This is a genomic window from Rhizobium sp. BK212, assembly GCF_014197475.1.
In the GTDB taxonomy this organism is placed as follows: domain Bacteria; phylum Pseudomonadota; class Alphaproteobacteria; order Rhizobiales; family Rhizobiaceae; genus Rhizobium; species Rhizobium anhuiense.
Genome location: NZ_JACIFS010000013.1, coordinates 109,587 through 126,259 on the forward strand (window position 1 = coordinate 109,587; position 16,673 = coordinate 126,259).

Here is a 16,673-nt window from a genome sequence, read left to right on the forward strand (position 1 = left end):
TCACTTTCCAAGAATTGCTGTCAGCACGCGGCGCAGTTCAGTCGTGGGATCGTCGGCCATCGCCTCGCGCCGCCAGGCGACGTGGTGGTCCGGGCGGACCAGCAGGATGCCGCTGTCGCGAATTTCGCGGATATTGGCCCAGTCGCCGGTAAAATCCTGCCACGGCTGGCGGGGGCCGATGACATGGGCAACGATCTCAGTGCCGAATTCCTTGCCGAGACTGCGGGCCGCCTCGACCCAGCCCTGCCCGCCGATCCCTGTCAGCACGGCAAATTTGCCGTGACCGGTGAGGTCAAGCGTCGAAACCTTCTCGCCAGTGGCGGAGAAGACCCAGGCATGCGGCAGCCGCGCACCGGGCCAGCTCGTCTGCTGGCAATGCAGTTCCGGATCCTTGGTAAAAGCCGGCTCCACCTGTCCATCTGAAATCGCAGCACCCGAGCGGTAGCGCTGGTTCATCTCGACGCCGTGGCAATCGAATTCGTAGACCTTGTCGGCGATCGCCTTGCGGATCGCGGCGCGCTGCTCTTCGGCAGCCGTCGTGTTGTTGCAGCGCGCGTCCATGTTCTGCTGCATCTTCACCGGGTCGATGGAATCGAGCAGTCCGAGCGCCTTGAAGATCGGCCCGAACTCCTCAATCGACTTGTTGGCGCGGGTGACGATCTGCTTGGCAACAGGCGCGCGCTCGGCTTGATAACTGTCGAGAAGTTTCGGGCCTGCGGCTCCCTTCAGGACGAAGGCAAGCTTCCAGGCGAGATTGAAAGCGTCCTGGATCGAGGTGTTGGAGCCGAGACCGTTCGAGGGCGGATGGCGGTGAGTGGCGTCGCCCATGCAGAAGACGCGGCCATTTGACATCGTCGTGGCGTACATATTGTTGACGGTCCAGGTCGAGACCGACTTGATGGTCATTTCGAGATCGGGATCGCCGACGAGGTCGCGTACCACTTTCTTCGCATGCGCTTCATCCACCTCAGGCGGCGGCTGGTTGATGTCGTAACCCCAGACGATCAGCCATTCGTTCCATGGTCTCACCATCCGCACCAGCCCCATGCCGATGCCGCCGACATCCGCACCCGGCTGCAGCACCCAGTAAAGCACCGATGGACGGTGGGCGACCAGGCGCGACAGATCGGCTTTGAACAGAATGTTCATCGAGCCGGCAACGCCCATCTTGCCTTCGAAGGTGAGGCCGGCATGTTCCGCAACCTTGGAATTGCCGCCGTCGGCGCCGACCAGATATTTCGAGCGGACGGTAAGTTCCTTGCCGGTCAATCGATCGAGACAGGTGGTCGTGACCCCGTCTTCATCCTGTACATGGCTCAGATATTCCGTCGACATGCGCGACTGGCTGCCGCGCGAACAGGCCGTCTTGAAGAGCAGCGGCTCCATGAAGGTCTGCGGCAGGTCGTTCATATGGGTCGGCGACGACAGTTGATGCTCGGCGCGTGACAGCGGATGTTTGCCCCAGCTCTTCATCCGGCCGATCTCTTCGCCGGTGAGCGAGGTGCAGAAGACGTTCTCACCCATCAGGTCCTGCTCGGCCGCGAACATATAGGCCTCATCCTCCACGTCGCGGCCGAGATCGCGCAGCACTTCCATTGTGCGTTGGTTGGTGATGTGGGCGCGCGGCGTGCTGGCGAGCCAGCGGTAACGGTTGATCACCAGGTTCTCGACCCCGTAGGACGAAAGCAGGGCCGCGGTGGCGGAGCCGGCCGGGCCGGTGCCGATGATGAGTACGTCGGTGGTAATGTCAGCCATGAGGCCCTCCCCTATGCGTGAGACTGAGCGGCCCGCCCTTCAAGACGCGGCGGACCGGGAAAAGCTGGATGCCGGTGCGGTCGGAGAACAGCCCCCAGAGGCCGCGCGGCGCGAAAAGCATGATGGCGATGCCAAGAAGACCCAGCATCAGCAGGTACCAGGAGCCGTAATCGGCGAGGAGGTTCTGTAGCAGAAAGAAGATGATGACGCCGAGGATCGGTCCCTCGATCGTGCCGATGCCGCCGATCACCACGATGAAGATGACATAGGCCGTCCAGTCGGTGACCGAGAAGGCGGCATCCGGCGAGATCCGTGCCTTCTGCACATAGATCAGCGTGCCGGCGATGCCGGTGATGAAGGCGGAGGCGAGATAGACCAGCGTCTTCATCCGCTGCGCATCGACTCCGACGGCGCGGGCCGCTTGCTCGTTGTCACGGACGGCAGCAAGCCCAAGGCCCTGCTTGCTGCGCAGCAACCCATAGATGAAGCCGATGGCCGCGACGACGAGGATCAGCGCCAGCCAGTAGGTCAGCGCGTCACCTGCCTCGGAGGCCTTCATGCCGAAGAGATCGCGCATTGCGCCGACGCCCATCATGTCGCGGGTCGCATCCCGCGGCAGCGAGGTGCCGGTGCCGCCGCCGAGCGCCTTCCACTGGGCGAGCAGCAGCCGCACAACCTCGGCCACCACCCAGGTGCCGATGGCGAAATAGGGGCCGTAGAGCCGGAAGGTGAAGAAGGCTGTCGGAATAGCGAGAACGACAGAAAGCAGCCCGGCAATCAGGATGGCAACGACCGGGTCGATGCCGAACAGGATGACGCAGCCGAACATGGTATAGGCGCCAAAGCCGACGAAGACCTGCTGGCCGACCGAGATCAGCCCGGCATAACCGGCAAGCAGGTTCCAGTTCTGCGCCAGCACCAGCATGGTGAGGATGAAGAACAGGTCCTGGATGACGCCGCGCGAGACAATGAAGGGTGCGGCGAAGGCGAGCAGCAAGAGAGCAATCACTGCTACGGCGGACAATGTCGATGCCCGGGTGCGTGTCTCGACGACGAAGGATGGAATGGCCATGGTCATCGATGCACCTCAATCGACCGCGCGCGGGAAAAGACCGCGCGGCTTGAACAGGAGAACGGCAAGGAATGCCAGATGGCCGGCAAGGATCTGCCATTCGGGATTGATTGCTGCACCCACCGTCTGGGCAACGCCTAAGATGATGCCGCCGGCAAGCGTGCCCCAGAGCGAGCCGAGCCCGCCGATGATTACGGCTTCGAAGGCGTAGATCAGCCGCGATGGTCCCGACGTCGGATCGAAATTGGCGCGCGTCCCGAGATAGAGGGCGGCGATCGTCACCACGACCATGGCAAGCCCCGTCGCCAGCGCGAAGATGCGGTGTGGCCGGATGCCCATCAACCCCGCGGTCACCGGATCATCCGAGGTCGCCCGGAAGGCGCGGCCGACGGATGTACGATAGATCAGCTGGTTGAGACAGACGATGACGGCGACGGCCGAAAAGAAGGTCATTAGCGGCATGATGCCGGCGGTGGCCGGGCCGAGATTGACGGAGGCGCTCTCGAGACTGCCGGCAAAGACGCGGCGGCTATCGGCGGAGAAGCCTTCGAGCAGGCCATTCTGGATGACGATCGACAGGCCGAAGGTGATGAGCAGCGGCGGCAGAATGTCCTTGCCGAGCGTGCGGTTGAGCAGGAAATATTGCAGGCCCCAACCGATGGCGAACATCAAGGGCATCGCGATCACCGCGGCAACGAACGGGTGGAGCCCGAGTGTCGTCACCAGCACCAGGATCAGGAAGGCGGCAAGCACGATCAGGTCGCCATGGGCGAGGTTGACCAGCCGCATGATGCCGAAAACGAGGCTGAGCCCCGCCGCAAACAGCGCATAGAGCCCGCCGAGCAGCACGCCCTGGAGAATGGTATCAAGCCAGTTCATGGTGATCCGTCCCAAAATAGGCCTTGTGGATGTCGTCGCGGCTAAGATCGGCGGCGCGGCCGGAGAGCGTCACCCGCCCTTCCATCATGCAGTAGACGCGGTCGGTCACCTTCAGCGCCTGGGCGATGTCCTGCTCGACGATGACGATCGACGCGCCGGTCTCGCGGATTCGCGGAAAAGCGGCGTAGATATCTCGGACCACGACAGGCGCGAGCCCAAGGCTGATCTCGTCGCAGAGCAGCACCGCCGGATTGGACATCAGCCCGCGGCCGATCGCCACCATCTGCTGCTGCCCGCCGGAAAGTGCTGTGGCCGGATTGTTGCGCCGCTCCTTGAGGATCGGGAACAGCGAGAAGACGCTTTCGAGCGTCCACGGCCCGTCGACCTTGCGGCCATAATTGCCGATCAGTAGGTTCTCCTCGACACTCAGCGACGGAAAGAGTTTTCGCCCCTCCGGCACCATAGAGATGCCGCGCGCCAGGATGTCGGGCGCCGGCAGCGCCCCGATCGGCTCGTCGCGATAAAGGATCGATGCCGGCGCATTGGTAAGCACGCCTGAAATCGAGCGCATCAGCGTCGTCTTGCCGGCGCCGTTGGCGCCGATGATGGCGATGGTCTCGCCGGCGCCGACCGCAATATCGACACCGAACAGCGCCTGGAAATCACCGTAGGAGGCAGTCAAGCCTCTGGTTTCAAGCAGCGCCATCAGATCTCGATCCCCAGATAGATTTCGCGCACATCGCGCGAGGCCATAATGTCCTCCGGCTTGCCGATCCCGATGACCCTGCCGAAATGCAGCACCAGCAGCCGCTCGACGACGGAATTCAGCGCATGCAGCACATGCTCGATCCAGATGACGGCAACGCCGCGCGCGTGAATGGCGCGGATGGTGGCAACCAGCGATCGGCATTCGCCCTCGGTCAATCCGCCGGCGATTTCATCGAGCAGCAGCAGCTTCGGTTCCGTCGCCAGCGCTCGCGCCAGTTCCAGCCGCTTGCGCTGCAGCAGCGACAGGCTTCCGGCCAGCACATTCGCCTTGTCGATCAGCCCTGTATCCACCAGGATTTCGGCGCAGCGGTCCGACACCTCGGCCTCGCGGCGCCGCGAGCCGAAAGCGCCGGCAACGAGGAGATTTTCGAAGACCGTCAGCTTCTCGAAAGGCTGCGGGATCTGGAAGGTGCGGCCCATGCCCGACAGGCAGCGCGCCATCGGCGGTGTGCGCGTCACATCGCTACCGAGAAAGCGGATGCTGCCGCTATCGGCGGCGATATTGCCGGTGATCAGATTGAAGAGGGTCGACTTGCCGGCCCCATTCGGCCCGATAATGCCCAGCGCCTCGCCTTCGCCAACGGCAAAGGAAATCTGCTCGGCGACGGTCAGAGCGCCGAATTTCTTCGAGACACCATCGAGTTCGAGAATTGCCAAACCCATTCCTCCCAGAACAGGCGGGGCCCCAGGCCCCGCGCCAAAAATCAGGCGCCAAAAATCAGGCGATCGCTTCCATCTTGCCGCCGGCCGGAATGCTCGGGGCCGTCTTATTGTCGGTGATGACGAGATCGTAGCCGCCGCCGTCCTTCAACCGCCACTGGCCGCCGACGAGCGGCGTCTTGGCAATGTTCTTGGCGGCAAATGGCGGCAGGCCTTTGCCGTCCCAGGCGATCGGACCGACCAGCGTATCGAGCTTGGTGGCGGCAATCGCCTCTGCGACGGCATCACCATCCTTGGGGTCCCCGGCCCTCTTCATCGCATCCACCGCCAGCTCGAACAACGCATGGGCAAAACCGATCGGCTGTGTCCAGGGCCTGTTGGTCGCCTTGGTGAAGGCCGCTGCCACCTCAGCCGCACTTTCCCCAGTCAAGGACGACTTGAACGGATGGCTTGGCGTCCACCAGACTTCCGACGACAGATTATGCCCGGCATTGCCGAGCGCCTCCACGGTCTGCGGGAAGAGCAGCGCCTTGCCGATCGAGGCGATCTTCGGGGCGAAACCCTGCTGCTTGGCCTGGTTCCAGAAGGTGGTGAAGTCAGGCGGGATCACCACGCCGGTGATGATTTCGCACTGGCCGGATTTGAAGGCGTTGATCTGCGCTGAGAAATCATCCGTCATGTTCTGGTAGCGGCCGGGGTCAATCAGGCCGTAGCCCATTCTCTCCAATACCGGCGGGAAGCCGACGACCTTGTCGCCCCAGGCATTGCCGTCGCCGTCATTGGGGAACAGGCCGCCAACCTTTTTATTGGTCTCGATCTGCGCCCACATATTGGTGAAGACGGAGATGACGTCCTCCAGACCCCAGAAGAAATGATAGGCATAGTTGAACGGTTTCCAGGACGTGGGGTCACCGGGATTGCCCTGCTGGCCGATGAACCAGGGCTGCCAGGGCGCGACCGTCGAAATGCAGGGCATTTCCTCGGCCTCGCAGGTGGTCGCCACCGGATTGGTGGTCTCCGGCGTCGAGGCGACGAGGATCAGGTTCACCTCGTCGGTGACGATCAGTTCCTTGGCGACTTCGGCTGCCCGGTTCGGATTGGACTGGCTGTCCTTGACGACGATCTCATAGTTGAGACCCATCGACTTGGTGGTTGCCAGGAAGCTGTCGATGACAAATTTGTCGGCCTCGCCGAAGGCGGCAAGCGGCCCGGTCTGCGGGCTGACATAGCCGAGCTTGATCGCAGCATCCTGTGCGATTGCGGGGGCGGTAAGCCCGGATGTAGCCGCCAGTGCCCCGGTGGCGGCCGTGGTCTTCAGAAAATCTCGCCTCGTAAACATGTTTCCTCCTCCCATTTTTCTCTCCTCCCAGAGAGCGTGGTGTCTGTCGTCAGCTCATGCCGGCCGCTTGCCCTCCCAAGCATCCTGCAGCAGGGCGCGAATGGATTCGCGGTCGATTGGTCTTGGATTCCAATAGGGATTTTCGGTGGCAATATCAGCGGCGCGGTCCAGATCGGCTTCGCTCAGACCCAGATCCTTCAGCGCCAGCGGCGAGCCGATTTGCCTGGCGAAATCCCAAAGCCCGCCGCCGACCGAACCGCCGAAGATATCAGCGACCGGCGCCAGAAGCTCCGGCACGGCGGCGGCATTGTAGGCGGCGGTGTGCGGCAGCATGATCGCATGCGTATCGGCATGCGGCGTATCGAAGGTGCCGCCCAACGTGTGGCAGATCTTGTGGTGCAGCGCCATGCCGACCGTGCCGAGCACCGTGCCGCAGAGCCAGGCACCGTAGAGCGCATCGGCGCGGGCCTCGGGAGCCCAAGGTCTGGCGATGATGTCAGCCAGGCTGGTCTTGAAGGCCCGCAGCCCCTCAGCCGCCATCAGCGTCGAAATCGGGTTGCGATCCCGAGCATAGAGCGCCTCGACCGCGTGGGCCATGGCATTCAGCCCGGAGGTGACGCTCATGCCGATCGGCAGGCCAAACGTCAGTGCCGGATCGTAGATCACCACCTCAGGCAGGATGCTCGCATGGCGCACGGTTGTCTTTCGCCCACCCTCCGTCTGGCCGAGGATCGGCGTCACCTCAGATCCGGCATAGGTCGTGGGAATGACGATCTGCGGCAGATCGGTGCGATAGGCGATGGCCTTGCCAAGCCCGGTGGTCGAGCCGCCGCCGAGCGAGACGATGCAATCGGCCTTCGTCTCGCGAACCACCTCCATCGCCTTTTCGGTGACATCAACAGGCGTGTGCATGACAGCGCCCGAAAAGACGCCGACGGCGCGCGAGCCTAGCCGCTCCGCCAGGGCTTCCGCATCCGACTTCTGATGCGGCGTCGAGAGGACGAGCGCGCTGGTGCATCCGAGCTTTTCCACCCATTCACAGGCGGCAGCGCTCTTGCCTTGGCCGAAGACGATATGGGCGGGGCTGCCGCTATAGATGAAGTCGCGGCTCATGTGTCGGCTCCCTGTCTGGCGCGGACCATGACGAAGGCGAGGTCGAGCCGCCACGTCGTTGCGCCCTTGCCTTGCCGCTCGCCCTGGCGCTCGAAGCTTCGCACCAGATCCGGCTTGACGCTGAAGATCGCGTCTTCGGCCAGATGCGGATCGCTGCTGTCATAGATATGCGTGGTGATCGTCTCGAAGCCCGGCGCTTTGATGATGAAATGAAGATGCGCGGGGCGGCGCAGCGGATAGCCCGCCTGTCGCAGGAGCTTTCCCACCGGACCATCGTCCGGCACGCCATAGCCGCAGGGCTTGATGGTGCGATAATGGAAATGTCCATCCGTATCCGTGCGGAAGCTGCCGCGCAGATTGAACTCCGGCTGCAGGTCCGGCTGCTGGTTTTCGTAAAAGCCTTGAGCATTGGCCTGCCAGGTGATGATCTCGGCATTTGCGATGGGATCGCCATCGAGATCCTGCACGCGGCCAGACACATCGACCGTCTCGCCGATGCCATCGAGAGAGATATTGCTGCCGAGCGCCAGTTGCGGAACGTCCGCGCGGAAGAACGGTCCGCGCACGGTGTTGGGGGTGGCCGCCTTCGGACGGCGCGAATTGATTTCCTCGACCAGTGCCGAAACACCGAGCAGATCCGACAGCAGCACCCACTCCTGGCGCCGCTCGTCGCTGGCATGGCCGACATCGGTCAGAAATTCGATCGCCTTGCGCCAGTCCGCCTGGGTCGGCCGCAATTCCCGGATGAGGGCATGAAGATGCGTCACCGCAGCCGCCAGAATCTGCGGCAGACTGTCGTCCTTCGAATGCGGAAGTCGTTGCGCGAACATGTCATGCGAGGTGGCCTCGCTGAAATGCAGCGCCGTCGGTCCCGGCGTCATGCGTCTCCTCCAGGGCATTGGCTGGTAGAGATAAATTAGCGCGAGATCAGGTTGCCCATGATGATTTTATTCCAGTTTAATATATCATATCGTTATGAAAATAGATGAACGACATCTTGTCCAGCTGGCTGCGGTCGTCAAAACCGGCGGCGTCACCGAGGGCGCGGCCCTGCTCGGCCTTTCCCAGCCGGCGGTGTCGCGCACGCTTTCCATGCTGGAAGCGCGGATCGGCGAACCGCTTTTCATCAAGGGCCGCCGTCCGCTGCAGCCGACGCCGCTCGGCCGAGCCTTAGCCGACCACGGTCAGACCATGCTCTCGGCATCGCGCAAGGCGTCCGATGTCGTCGAGAGTTTTCGGGTCGGCAAGAGCGGCGTCGTGCGCGTCGGGGGCACGCCCTTCTTCATGGATGCGCTAATCGCCGGCATGATCGCCGAGTTCCAGAACCAACATTCCGATGTACGTATCGACCAGACCTACGGCTATTTCCCGGACCTGCGCGCAGCACTTCACGCCGACCAGATCGATCTGGCCATCTGTCCGATCGATATTCTCGACGAAGGGTCCGGCCTGGAATTCCAGCACATCCTGCCTGGCCGCAACGTCGTTGCCTGTCGGGTCACCCATCCGCTGCTCATGAAGCGACGTCCACAGCCTGCGCATCTGCTCGATTTTCCCTGGGTCGCGCCGCCGCCGGGTAGCCCGCTTCTCGCCGACTTGCGCAGCATGCTCCTGTCTTTCGGCGCAACCGAAGTCAAGATCCGCTATTCGGGCGGCTCCCTCATGAGCGTCATCCACTATATGAAGGCGGCTGATGCACTGACCATTATGCCGCACAGCGTCGTCTTCGCATTGCGCAACGACAAATCCATCACCGCCCTGCCCGTCCCCATCCCCCATCCGGAACGCGCGCTCGGTTTGCTGAAGCGCTCGGACGCACCCCGCACGCCCGCCGTCGATCACTTCGCCCGTCACATCCGCACGGGCTTCGATAACCTCAAGCACCTGATAAAGCGGCATGAGCAGTCAGTGGTCTGGGGTTCATGAACAATATGCAAGCATGCTACAGGCGCGGCCGCAGGCAGGGCACTTCGGCAGGCTGTCGGCCGGTCTCTCAAGAAAGACCACCAAAAGGTCAAATTCGGCCCCGGTCAACTCGATTTCCGGGCCAAGGAACTTGCAAACCCGCCGGGTACTTGTGTCAGCGACAAACTCTGCGAAGTTGAAGACCTTGTCGGTGTCAGCGTCCTCAGCGTTAGCGGCTCGTCGCAGGACTGCCCTGATCCTCGCTACAAGTTCTCGCGGATTGAACGGCTTGCCGGGTAATCGTCTGCTCCGAATTCCAGAGCACAGATCCTATCTCTGCTAGTGCGGTCCCGGACGTCTGGTGCGAGAGAGATCAAATTGGAAGGGGTTGGCTTGCAAGGATGGTGAGCGTCCCGCTTGTCCAGCAATATCAGTCGCCAGCTCGCCGCGCCAGATTTTCGCTGGTATCAGCGACATTGGCCCGTTGCATCGGCCTTCCAAATTGAGGTTACAGGGATAGCGAGCAATGCGCTTCGGCTGGTCGGTGGCGCCGACCAAAAGAGCAATGGCAAGCACTGTTGCCAAAATCGAGACGTAGGGCCGGTACATTTTATCGGTCACTTTGGTTTGGCCTGACGTTGGGTCAGAAACGGATACCGCTTGCAATCTGGTCAAGAGAATAGCCGCGCGAATGCTAAGTGACGCAAAGCTCGAGTAAAGTTCGGTAAATTTGGATCTCTTACATGACTGAAGTCGCGCCGCTTCAACTAATCTGGAGTCCAGCGTCGACGTATTGATGCGTGAAAACGACATTTTGGCGCTGGGAGCGATGGATGTCATCCGTAGCGAGTTCGGCCTAGGAATTCCGCAAGAGCTGGCGATCGTCGGCTTCGACAATATCGGGCTCGGCGGCGCCCCCGCCTATGGACTGACAAGCTGCCAACAGCCCGCCAGCGAGATGGTCGACGCCATTGTCGAAATGATCACCGGAAAGCGCGACGCCGAAATGGTTGTCATCCAGGAGCGGTTTGTGCCGAGGTCATCCGCATGAAATATCTGGGACCGTCCAAGTATCGCCCCGCACTTCTGACCATGATCGATGGCGGTAATAGCATGCGTAGGACTGTACCGAACCGATTTGCATGTTCTTTCCAAGCTGGTCGAGATCACCCGATAATTCCGTTTCCGAGATTGGCTTAGCTTGCTTGCCAGGTATCGGTTCGTTGAAACGCGCTCCTCCAGAGCTGCAGAGACCGAGTGCCAACAAGGCGTGACTGTGACATGGCGTCTCGTATGGCCGCAGCAATGGAAGTGACGGATTGTTTCGCGTTTCGCGCTTCGCTTCTTGCTGTTCTTGCCCCGCAAGCGGGGCAAGAACATTGTCGCTAGATAGCTGGTTTTTCTCCGCCGATCAGGCAACTTCCTCTGATAGCCGTTCAAAGATCGGTTTCAGCCGCCGATGGCGTCCGACCGGCGGATGCTCTATTTCGACGAGGCGCCCTGATTTCTTCTGGCGCTTCAACCAGTCGCGCAGGGTCTCGGCGCTGGTATGATCAAGATAGTGCAGGCGGGCACCCGCGATCCTGATCTTACGACCCTCGGGAAGCGTTTCCAGCGTGTTGAGCAGGACAGGAACGTCCTTGCAAGTCGCCGCGCCGACGAGGTCGAGGTGGATGGTTTCCTCATCCTCCGACCTGTCGATGGCAAGTTTGCGACGGAGGTGCGGAAGGATTTCCAGTATGGACAGCGCAAGGCCGAGCGCCACGCCGACGAGCAGGTCCTGAAGCACCACCATCGCCACCGTCGCGGTCCAGATTCCCACGGGAACCCAGCCGTGATGATCGAAGAGGTGCCGGAGGTGATGGAGACTGATCAGCCGCCATCCTGTCACAAGCAGCACCGCGGCAAGTGCGGTCAGCGGCACCATCGCGAGCAGCTGCGGCAGAAATGCCACCAGCCCAAGGATCCAGACGCCGTGCAGAACGGCCGACGCCCGCGTCCGTGCGCCGGCCTGAATGTTGGCGGACGATCTGACGATGACACCGGTAATCGGCAAGGCGCCAAGCAGACCGCAAAGTCCGTTGCCGATGCCCTGGGCAAACAACTCCTTGTTGAAGCGGGTCCGCACGCCATCATGCATTCGATCAACGGCGGCGGATGACAACAGCGTTTCTGCGCTGGCGATCACCGCGATGACCAGCGTCGCCACGATGATACCGGGCTCGACCATCCTGGCGAAGCCATCGAGCGTCGGCAGTGTAATGCTTTCGACGAGAGAGGACGGCACCTCCACTCTTGCGATCGGCAGCTGCATCCCGACCGTCAATATCGTACCGGCCGCGACCCCCACCAGGGCACCAGGTACCAGCATCAGGGACTTCGGCCTGAACTTCTCCCAGGCGATCATGGCAAGCAAGGAAATCAACCCCACGAGGAGGGCGACCGCTTCACGCGTCAGCCCCGCGCCCCATACGCGAGCGAAAGTCTGCTCCATGGCAGTGACGTTCTCAATGCCTCCGGCAGCGGGTCTTGCCCCCATCAGCACATGGATCTGGCCAAGAATGATGAGGATGCCGATCCCGGCGAGCATGCCGTGGACGACCGCAGGCGAAATCGCCCGAAACCACGAGCCGATCCGCAGGAAACCCGCGAGGACCTGCAGCAATCCCGCCACGATGAGAACCGGCCCGAGCATGGCAGCGCCATATTGCTCGACGAAGCCGAAGACGATCACGGCTAAGCCCGCCGCCGGCCCCGACACCTGAAGTGGGGATCCGGCCAAAAGGCCGACAACGAGGCCGCCGACTATGCCGGATATGAGGCCCATGGCCACAGGAACTCCTGACGCCACCGCAATCCCGAGGCAAAGCGGTATGGCGACCAGGAACACGACGAGCGACGACGCGAGATCGCGCGAAAGAACAGAGCTGGAAATCATCGGGCTACTCCGCGGCTTGCGGAATCACATGCGGACGACCACGACCCTTAACCGCGACAGGCAAGGGCCTGTCCTCAAGGATCTCGGTGAAGCGAGCGGCCGCACCGTCATAGACGAGTACCTCCCCCGTCTCGATATCGAAGAACCACCCGTGCAGGGTAATGTCGTTGGTCGCCAGCTTGGCGGCGACGGAAGGATGCGTGCGCAAGTGATCGAGCTGGACGACGACGTTTTCCATCGCGATGGCGCGAACCCTTTGACGCTCGGACAGGTCGACGGGGTAGGCTTCGCAAACAATCGAATGGGCAGCATGACTATGCTTCAGCCAGGCAGCGACGTTCGGCATCGGCTTCAGAAGATCGGGATGGCAAAGCCCTTTCATCGCACCGCAATCGGAATGCCCGCACACGATGATATCACGCACGCCGAGTGCTACGACCGCATATTCTATCGCCGATGATACACCGCCATTTGCCGTGGAAAAGGGAGGAACGATATTTCCGGCATTGCGGCAGACGAAGAGTTCGCCTGGGCCGGACTGCGTAATTGTTTCGGGCATCACCCTGCTGTCGGCGCAGGAAATCATCAGCGCTTGCGGCTGCTGTCCCTCCTCTGCCAGCTTGCGATAAAGTGCCTGATGGTCGGGAAAGACGGCACCGCGAAAGCTGGAGATCCCTTTGAGCAAATCACCCATTGTCGAGTCCTTGTGTTGGGCCGGACGGCAGGCAGGGGGCGTACCCATGCCCGGCGGGTTGGCATGCGCGATCATTTCGCAAGTGCGAGATAGGTAAAGTTGCCGGCAAGAAAATAGCCGACACGGAATGATTGTAATGTAATCTATAAAAATCTTGTGAGTGGATTGTGAAATGATTTTAGTCGACGCCCGCTTATCGTGATGGACGTTGAAATCTCAAATTCGTTTCGGTGAAAGCGTCTCTGGGTGAGATCCAGAGAAGCGGCAATTGTCCGCTGTTGAAAGCATCCGAACATCGACCAGCAGATCGTAAAGCGCCTGATTTCAATGTGATAGGCTGCCCCAACCCATAAGCGCGCTGTAGTTCTGGATGGAAGTAGGCGGCCATCCGCGGGCGCCGGCGACTACCCAGTGTCCGACTTCTTTGCCGTCGGGGCTGATCCCGCGTTCGACGTCGTCATCGGAAATCCTCCCTATATCCGATACCAGGACTTTCCCGGGGAAGCCCGCGCCCGTGCCCGGGAGGCGGCCATCAGGGGCGGCATTTCTCCGACGGGCCTCGCCTCGAGTTGGGCAGCATTTAAGGTGCACTCTGCATTGTTCCTGAGGAAAGGCGGTCGCCTGGCCTTCGTCTTGCCCGCCGAATGGTATCGAACCGGCGTTGGCTAATCGTGAAGCACCTGATAGACCATAGACCGCCGAGTATGAGGTGGCACCATCTTCAGAGAGAACCGCGGACCGACCGGAGAGCTTTAATGGGCTGGAAAACACCGAAGATCGAATACGTGAATGGCTACAGGATCGTTGAAGTTGAAGGGCCTTCGTTCAAAGTCTACGATAACGACCGTCAGCTCGGGGACGATTTCCCCTATCCCGGCGAAGCGGCTGCCTACGCAACCTCTTTGCCAAAACGGGATCATCCACGGAACAAGATTTGACCAGCTCCCAACTTTCTTCACCGCTGGAACGGCTTGGGTGGTCTGAATTCTTCGCAGACCAGGTCCAGCCCAGCGAAGCGGACTTGATCCCCAGACGCATCGCTTCAGTTCACCGGGCCCGCATCGAGGCGATCGATGTCACCGGGCCGGTCGGACTGGCGTTTCCATCCAATACCAATACTGGTGACTACGCGGTGGGCGACTGGGTTCTTGCCGATTCACTCACTGACATGCTTATCAGACGTCTCGACCGAAAAAGCGTCCTTCAACGACGCCCGGAAGGCGGACGTGGCCAGCAACTTGTTGCCGCCAACGTCGACACCCTGTTGATCGTGACCTCGTGCAACGCCGATTTCAATCTTGCTCGGCTGGAACGTTACCTGATCATGGCCACGCAGGCCGGGATCAATCCGGTGATTGTCCTGACGAAGGCTGACACCGCGGACGATGCCGACATGTTCCAGGCGCAAGCCGAGGCTTTGCAGCGCGACCTGCCTGTCATTGCCTTGAATGGGCGCTCCGCGGATGCCGTTTCCCTGTTGAGGCCTTGGTGCGGCATTGGCCAGACGGTCGCGCTGGTGGGATCCTCTGGTGTTGGAAAATCAACGCTGGTGAACACCATGACTGGGCCTGAATCTGACACAAAGCAAAAGACAGGCACCATCCGGGAATACGACGCGCAGGGCCGACACACGACCACAGCGCGATCCCTACATGCAGTTTCAGGGGGCGGGTGGGTTGTCGATACACCGGGAATAAGAACGCTTTACGTGAGCGATGTTGCCGACGGTATAGACACCCTCTTTGCTGAGATAACCGAACTGGCACCGCTTTGCCGCTTTCGCGATTGCACCCATGCCCATGAACCGGGATGCGCGGTGCAGGCAGCTGTCGCAAGCGGTGCCCTGCTCGCCGATCGCCTGGAACGCTGGCGGAACCTGCTTGCAGAAAACCGCGACCGGACACCGGTCGTGAGTGGACCCCGCGGCAACAAGATCGTTCGCAAGAAGAAATATTGAAAGTGTTGACGTTTGCGACGGTGCTCATCGTCGTCAACCACGATCCGCCACCAGAATTGGCTGGGCTTTGGTGATAGCGTCAGCGCTCAATGAATGGGATTGCGGTCAAGAAGAAGACCCTGCAAGCGGCCGCTCCCGCTCGTGAGGGATAAGTCTTTGAACAACCAAGATATAAGGCGCGGTCGCAATCCTTGCCTCTCATCGATGAGGAGGAATGAGATCCTCTTAATCTCGATCGTGATCACACCTGCGGTGTCGTGGCGACGATAATTCCCCGAATCGATTGCATGAAATCCATTTTCCACCGCCCAGGCGGCTATCATGTCCGCGTTCATTAAGGTCCTGCTTTAGAAGATGCGGACTTGCTTTCCCTAGCAGTCCGCTCGTGCAAATCGGTTTGCAGTCCTACGGATACCGTAACTGAAATGCTCTAGACCAGCCAAATCCGTCCAAGATTGCAGTTGCCGCTTAGGTGTTGCGAGAAAGACTCGGAGCAGTCATTGTCAATCGGTACGACAGAGCCGGGCGCCGCCCGCTTAGCTAGTGCTCCTGAACAGAACTGAACACCCACTCGCTCGAGAGCGCCTGCGCCGCTGATCAACCGTATATGGCTTCAGGCCGGACAACACCTTCGCTTCGGCCGTTCTTGAAAATTCAGGGGCTGGCCAAGGTGCGAGGACTGAGATGTTGCACTCCCTGCAGTGAGATCACTGAGCCGGTGAGCTCAACACGACAGTTGGGAAGTATGACGCCGATTACCTCTTCACCAGGTCTTCCGTCACCAGTGCGCCATCCCCGAGATCAAATGGATGCAGGCGTTCGTTGAACTCAGGACAGCCGCTTTCGACGCGAAGCGGAGAGGGCTGCGGCATCAAGGACCGGAGCAACTCAGTGGACGACGGTGATCACCGGAATGCCAGCTTCATCGGCGGCACGGATCAGCGCTTCTCGCGCGTCCTCAGCCGAAATGTCGCCATGGATGGCGTCCTGGCACGCCCTGATCGCGATAAGATATTCCTCCCCGTCGTCGATGGGCCAGCAAGCCGTCAACATATTTGCCGCCTCCCAAAGGCTCGCGACAAGCTTGTATTTTTCCGGCCCATTCACAGCGAGCATCAGAGGGGTAAACTCTCCGATTGTGTGCCACTTCATAACGTTGCGCCTCCCCACGGTAAATATATTAGTAACCGTGCAAGAACCGTTCCGGGTAGGGTGGCCGGCATGATCCATGGCTCACTTCAAACGAAGCAACCTTAAGTTTGTCGAAGGATGCCGGCCTCCTTCGCCGCAGCCGCAAACGCAGATCGCGCTTCCGCATCGGGAACAACGCCACTCGCCGCGTCCAGGCATACCTTCCACGCTGCCGCATAGCTCGCGCTTCTGTTGTCGGGCCAGTATTTCTTCAAGAATGCGACCGCCTCTCTAGCGTTCCTGATGACGTGAACACGATCATCTATCTTCAATTCGACGTTCGCGTCCCAGATGCTGATCATGGCGTCCTCCGTGGGGCAGGCTTCCCAGAAACGTATATTAGGAAGATCTGTTCCAAGCGGACGATCCCGCCGAAATTTTGGAGGGCGGCAGCCCAAGAGC

At 60.8% G+C, this 16,673-nt stretch carries 17 protein-coding genes and 2 pseudogenes; 5 read left to right on the forward strand and 14 right to left on the reverse strand.

Features of this window, described 5'->3' with window-relative positions; all coding sequences use genetic code 11:
- From FHT79_RS29640 to FHT79_RS29675, 8 genes are all read right to left on the reverse strand, one after another.
- A complete protein-coding gene (locus FHT79_RS29640) occupies nucleotides 1–1,755 on the reverse strand; it encodes an FAD-dependent monooxygenase (RefSeq protein ID WP_028757982.1) in 1,755 nt (584 codons plus the stop codon).
- Nucleotides 1,748–2,833 carry a branched-chain amino acid ABC transporter permease gene (locus FHT79_RS29645; RefSeq protein ID WP_132573576.1) on the reverse strand — a complete coding sequence of 362 codons (1,086 nt, stop codon included), beginning with the start codon at nucleotides 2,831–2,833 and terminating at the stop codon, nucleotides 1,748–1,750. The genes FHT79_RS29640 and FHT79_RS29645 overlap by 8 nt, the downstream gene beginning before the upstream one ends.
- A gap of 9 nt (nucleotides 2,834–2,842) precedes the next feature.
- The gene (locus tag FHT79_RS29650) at nucleotides 2,843–3,706 is read right to left on the reverse strand and encodes a branched-chain amino acid ABC transporter permease (protein ID WP_028757984.1); all 864 of its coding nucleotides are present in this window, start codon (nucleotides 3,704–3,706) and stop codon (nucleotides 2,843–2,845) included.
- Nucleotides 3,693–4,412, reverse strand: a complete 720-nt coding sequence (locus tag FHT79_RS29655; protein ID WP_097544194.1) for an ABC transporter ATP-binding protein — start codon at nucleotides 4,410–4,412, stop codon at nucleotides 3,693–3,695. Before FHT79_RS29655 ends, FHT79_RS29650 begins: the two co-directional genes overlap by 14 nt.
- Nucleotides 4,412–5,131 carry an ABC transporter ATP-binding protein gene (locus tag FHT79_RS29660; protein ID WP_028757986.1) on the reverse strand — a complete coding sequence of 240 codons (720 nt, stop codon included), beginning with the start codon at nucleotides 5,129–5,131 and terminating at the stop codon, nucleotides 4,412–4,414. Before FHT79_RS29660 ends, FHT79_RS29655 begins: the two co-directional genes overlap by 1 nt.
- 61 nt (nucleotides 5,132–5,192) lie before the next feature.
- On the reverse strand, nucleotides 5,193–6,473 hold the full coding sequence (locus FHT79_RS29665) for an ABC transporter substrate-binding protein (RefSeq protein ID WP_028757987.1): 1,281 nt from the start codon (nucleotides 6,471–6,473) through the stop codon (nucleotides 5,193–5,195).
- 54 nt (nucleotides 6,474–6,527) lie between these two features.
- Nucleotides 6,528–7,586 (reverse strand): maleylacetate reductase, encoded by a 1,059-nt coding sequence (locus tag FHT79_RS29670; protein ID WP_028757988.1) that lies wholly within the window; start codon nucleotides 7,584–7,586, stop codon nucleotides 6,528–6,530.
- A complete protein-coding gene (locus FHT79_RS29675) occupies nucleotides 7,583–8,467 on the reverse strand; it encodes a dioxygenase (RefSeq protein WP_028757989.1) in 885 nt (294 codons plus the stop codon). Before FHT79_RS29675 ends, FHT79_RS29670 begins: the two co-directional genes overlap by 4 nt.
- A gap of 94 nt (nucleotides 8,468–8,561) precedes the next feature.
- Here FHT79_RS29675 and FHT79_RS29680 point away from each other — a divergent pair, with 94 nt between their 5' ends.
- Nucleotides 8,562–9,512 carry a LysR family transcriptional regulator gene (locus FHT79_RS29680; protein ID WP_028757990.1) on the forward strand — a complete coding sequence of 317 codons (951 nt, stop codon included), beginning with the start codon at nucleotides 8,562–8,564 and terminating at the stop codon, nucleotides 9,510–9,512.
- Nucleotides 9,513–9,572: 60 nt separating this feature from the next.
- Here FHT79_RS29680 and FHT79_RS32300 read toward each other — a convergent pair.
- Nucleotides 9,573–9,826, reverse strand: a pseudogene (locus FHT79_RS32300) (DNA-binding response regulator); the annotation flags it as partial.
- Between the two features lie 425 nt (nucleotides 9,827–10,251).
- Between FHT79_RS32300 and FHT79_RS29685 the strand changes: the two are divergent.
- Nucleotides 10,252–10,542: pseudogene (locus FHT79_RS29685) on the forward strand (substrate-binding domain-containing protein); the annotation flags it as partial.
- A gap of 360 nt (nucleotides 10,543–10,902) precedes the next feature.
- Here FHT79_RS29685 and FHT79_RS29690 read toward each other — a convergent pair.
- Entirely contained in the window at nucleotides 10,903–12,429 is a 1,527-nt protein-coding gene (locus FHT79_RS29690; protein WP_028757992.1) for a SulP family inorganic anion transporter, read from the reverse strand.
- 4 nt (nucleotides 12,430–12,433) lie between these two features.
- Complete coding sequence (locus FHT79_RS29695) at nucleotides 12,434–13,123, reverse strand: carbonic anhydrase (protein ID WP_028757993.1); 690 nt, start codon at nucleotides 13,121–13,123, stop codon at nucleotides 12,434–12,436.
- 411 nt (nucleotides 13,124–13,534) lie between these two features.
- On the opposite strand from FHT79_RS29695, the gene FHT79_RS29700 reads away from it, so the two are divergent.
- The 3 genes from FHT79_RS29700 (at nucleotide 13,535) to rsgA (ending at nucleotide 15,080) form a co-directional block, all read left to right on the forward strand.
- Nucleotides 13,535–13,792: an Eco57I restriction-modification methylase domain-containing protein gene (locus tag FHT79_RS29700; protein ID WP_028756951.1), complete on the forward strand. Its 258-nt coding sequence runs from the start codon at nucleotides 13,535–13,537 to the stop codon at nucleotides 13,790–13,792.
- Nucleotides 13,793–13,878: 86 nt separating this feature from the next.
- The gene (locus tag FHT79_RS29705) at nucleotides 13,879–14,061 is read left to right on the forward strand and encodes a hypothetical protein (protein ID WP_028756950.1); all 183 of its coding nucleotides are present in this window, start codon (nucleotides 13,879–13,881) and stop codon (nucleotides 14,059–14,061) included.
- Nucleotides 14,058–15,080: a ribosome small subunit-dependent GTPase A gene (rsgA, locus tag FHT79_RS29710; protein WP_028756949.1), complete on the forward strand. Its 1,023-nt coding sequence runs from the start codon at nucleotides 14,058–14,060 to the stop codon at nucleotides 15,078–15,080. Before FHT79_RS29705 ends, rsgA begins: the two co-directional genes overlap by 4 nt.
- Before the next feature lie 86 nt (nucleotides 15,081–15,166).
- On the opposite strand, the gene FHT79_RS32305 is transcribed toward rsgA, so the two are convergent.
- The 3 genes from FHT79_RS32305 to FHT79_RS29720 form a co-directional block, all read right to left on the reverse strand.
- On the reverse strand, nucleotides 15,167–15,415 hold the full coding sequence (locus FHT79_RS32305; RefSeq protein ID WP_028756948.1) for a hypothetical protein: 249 nt from the start codon (nucleotides 15,413–15,415) through the stop codon (nucleotides 15,167–15,169).
- A gap of 553 nt (nucleotides 15,416–15,968) precedes the next feature.
- On the reverse strand, nucleotides 15,969–16,232 hold the full coding sequence (locus tag FHT79_RS29715; RefSeq protein WP_028756947.1) for a DUF982 domain-containing protein: 264 nt from the start codon (nucleotides 16,230–16,232) through the stop codon (nucleotides 15,969–15,971).
- A 101-nt stretch (nucleotides 16,233–16,333) separates the two neighbouring features.
- Nucleotides 16,334–16,573: a DUF982 domain-containing protein gene (locus FHT79_RS29720; RefSeq protein WP_028756946.1), complete on the reverse strand. Its 240-nt coding sequence runs from the start codon at nucleotides 16,571–16,573 to the stop codon at nucleotides 16,334–16,336.
- Nucleotides 16,574–16,673: the final 100 nt, after the last annotated feature.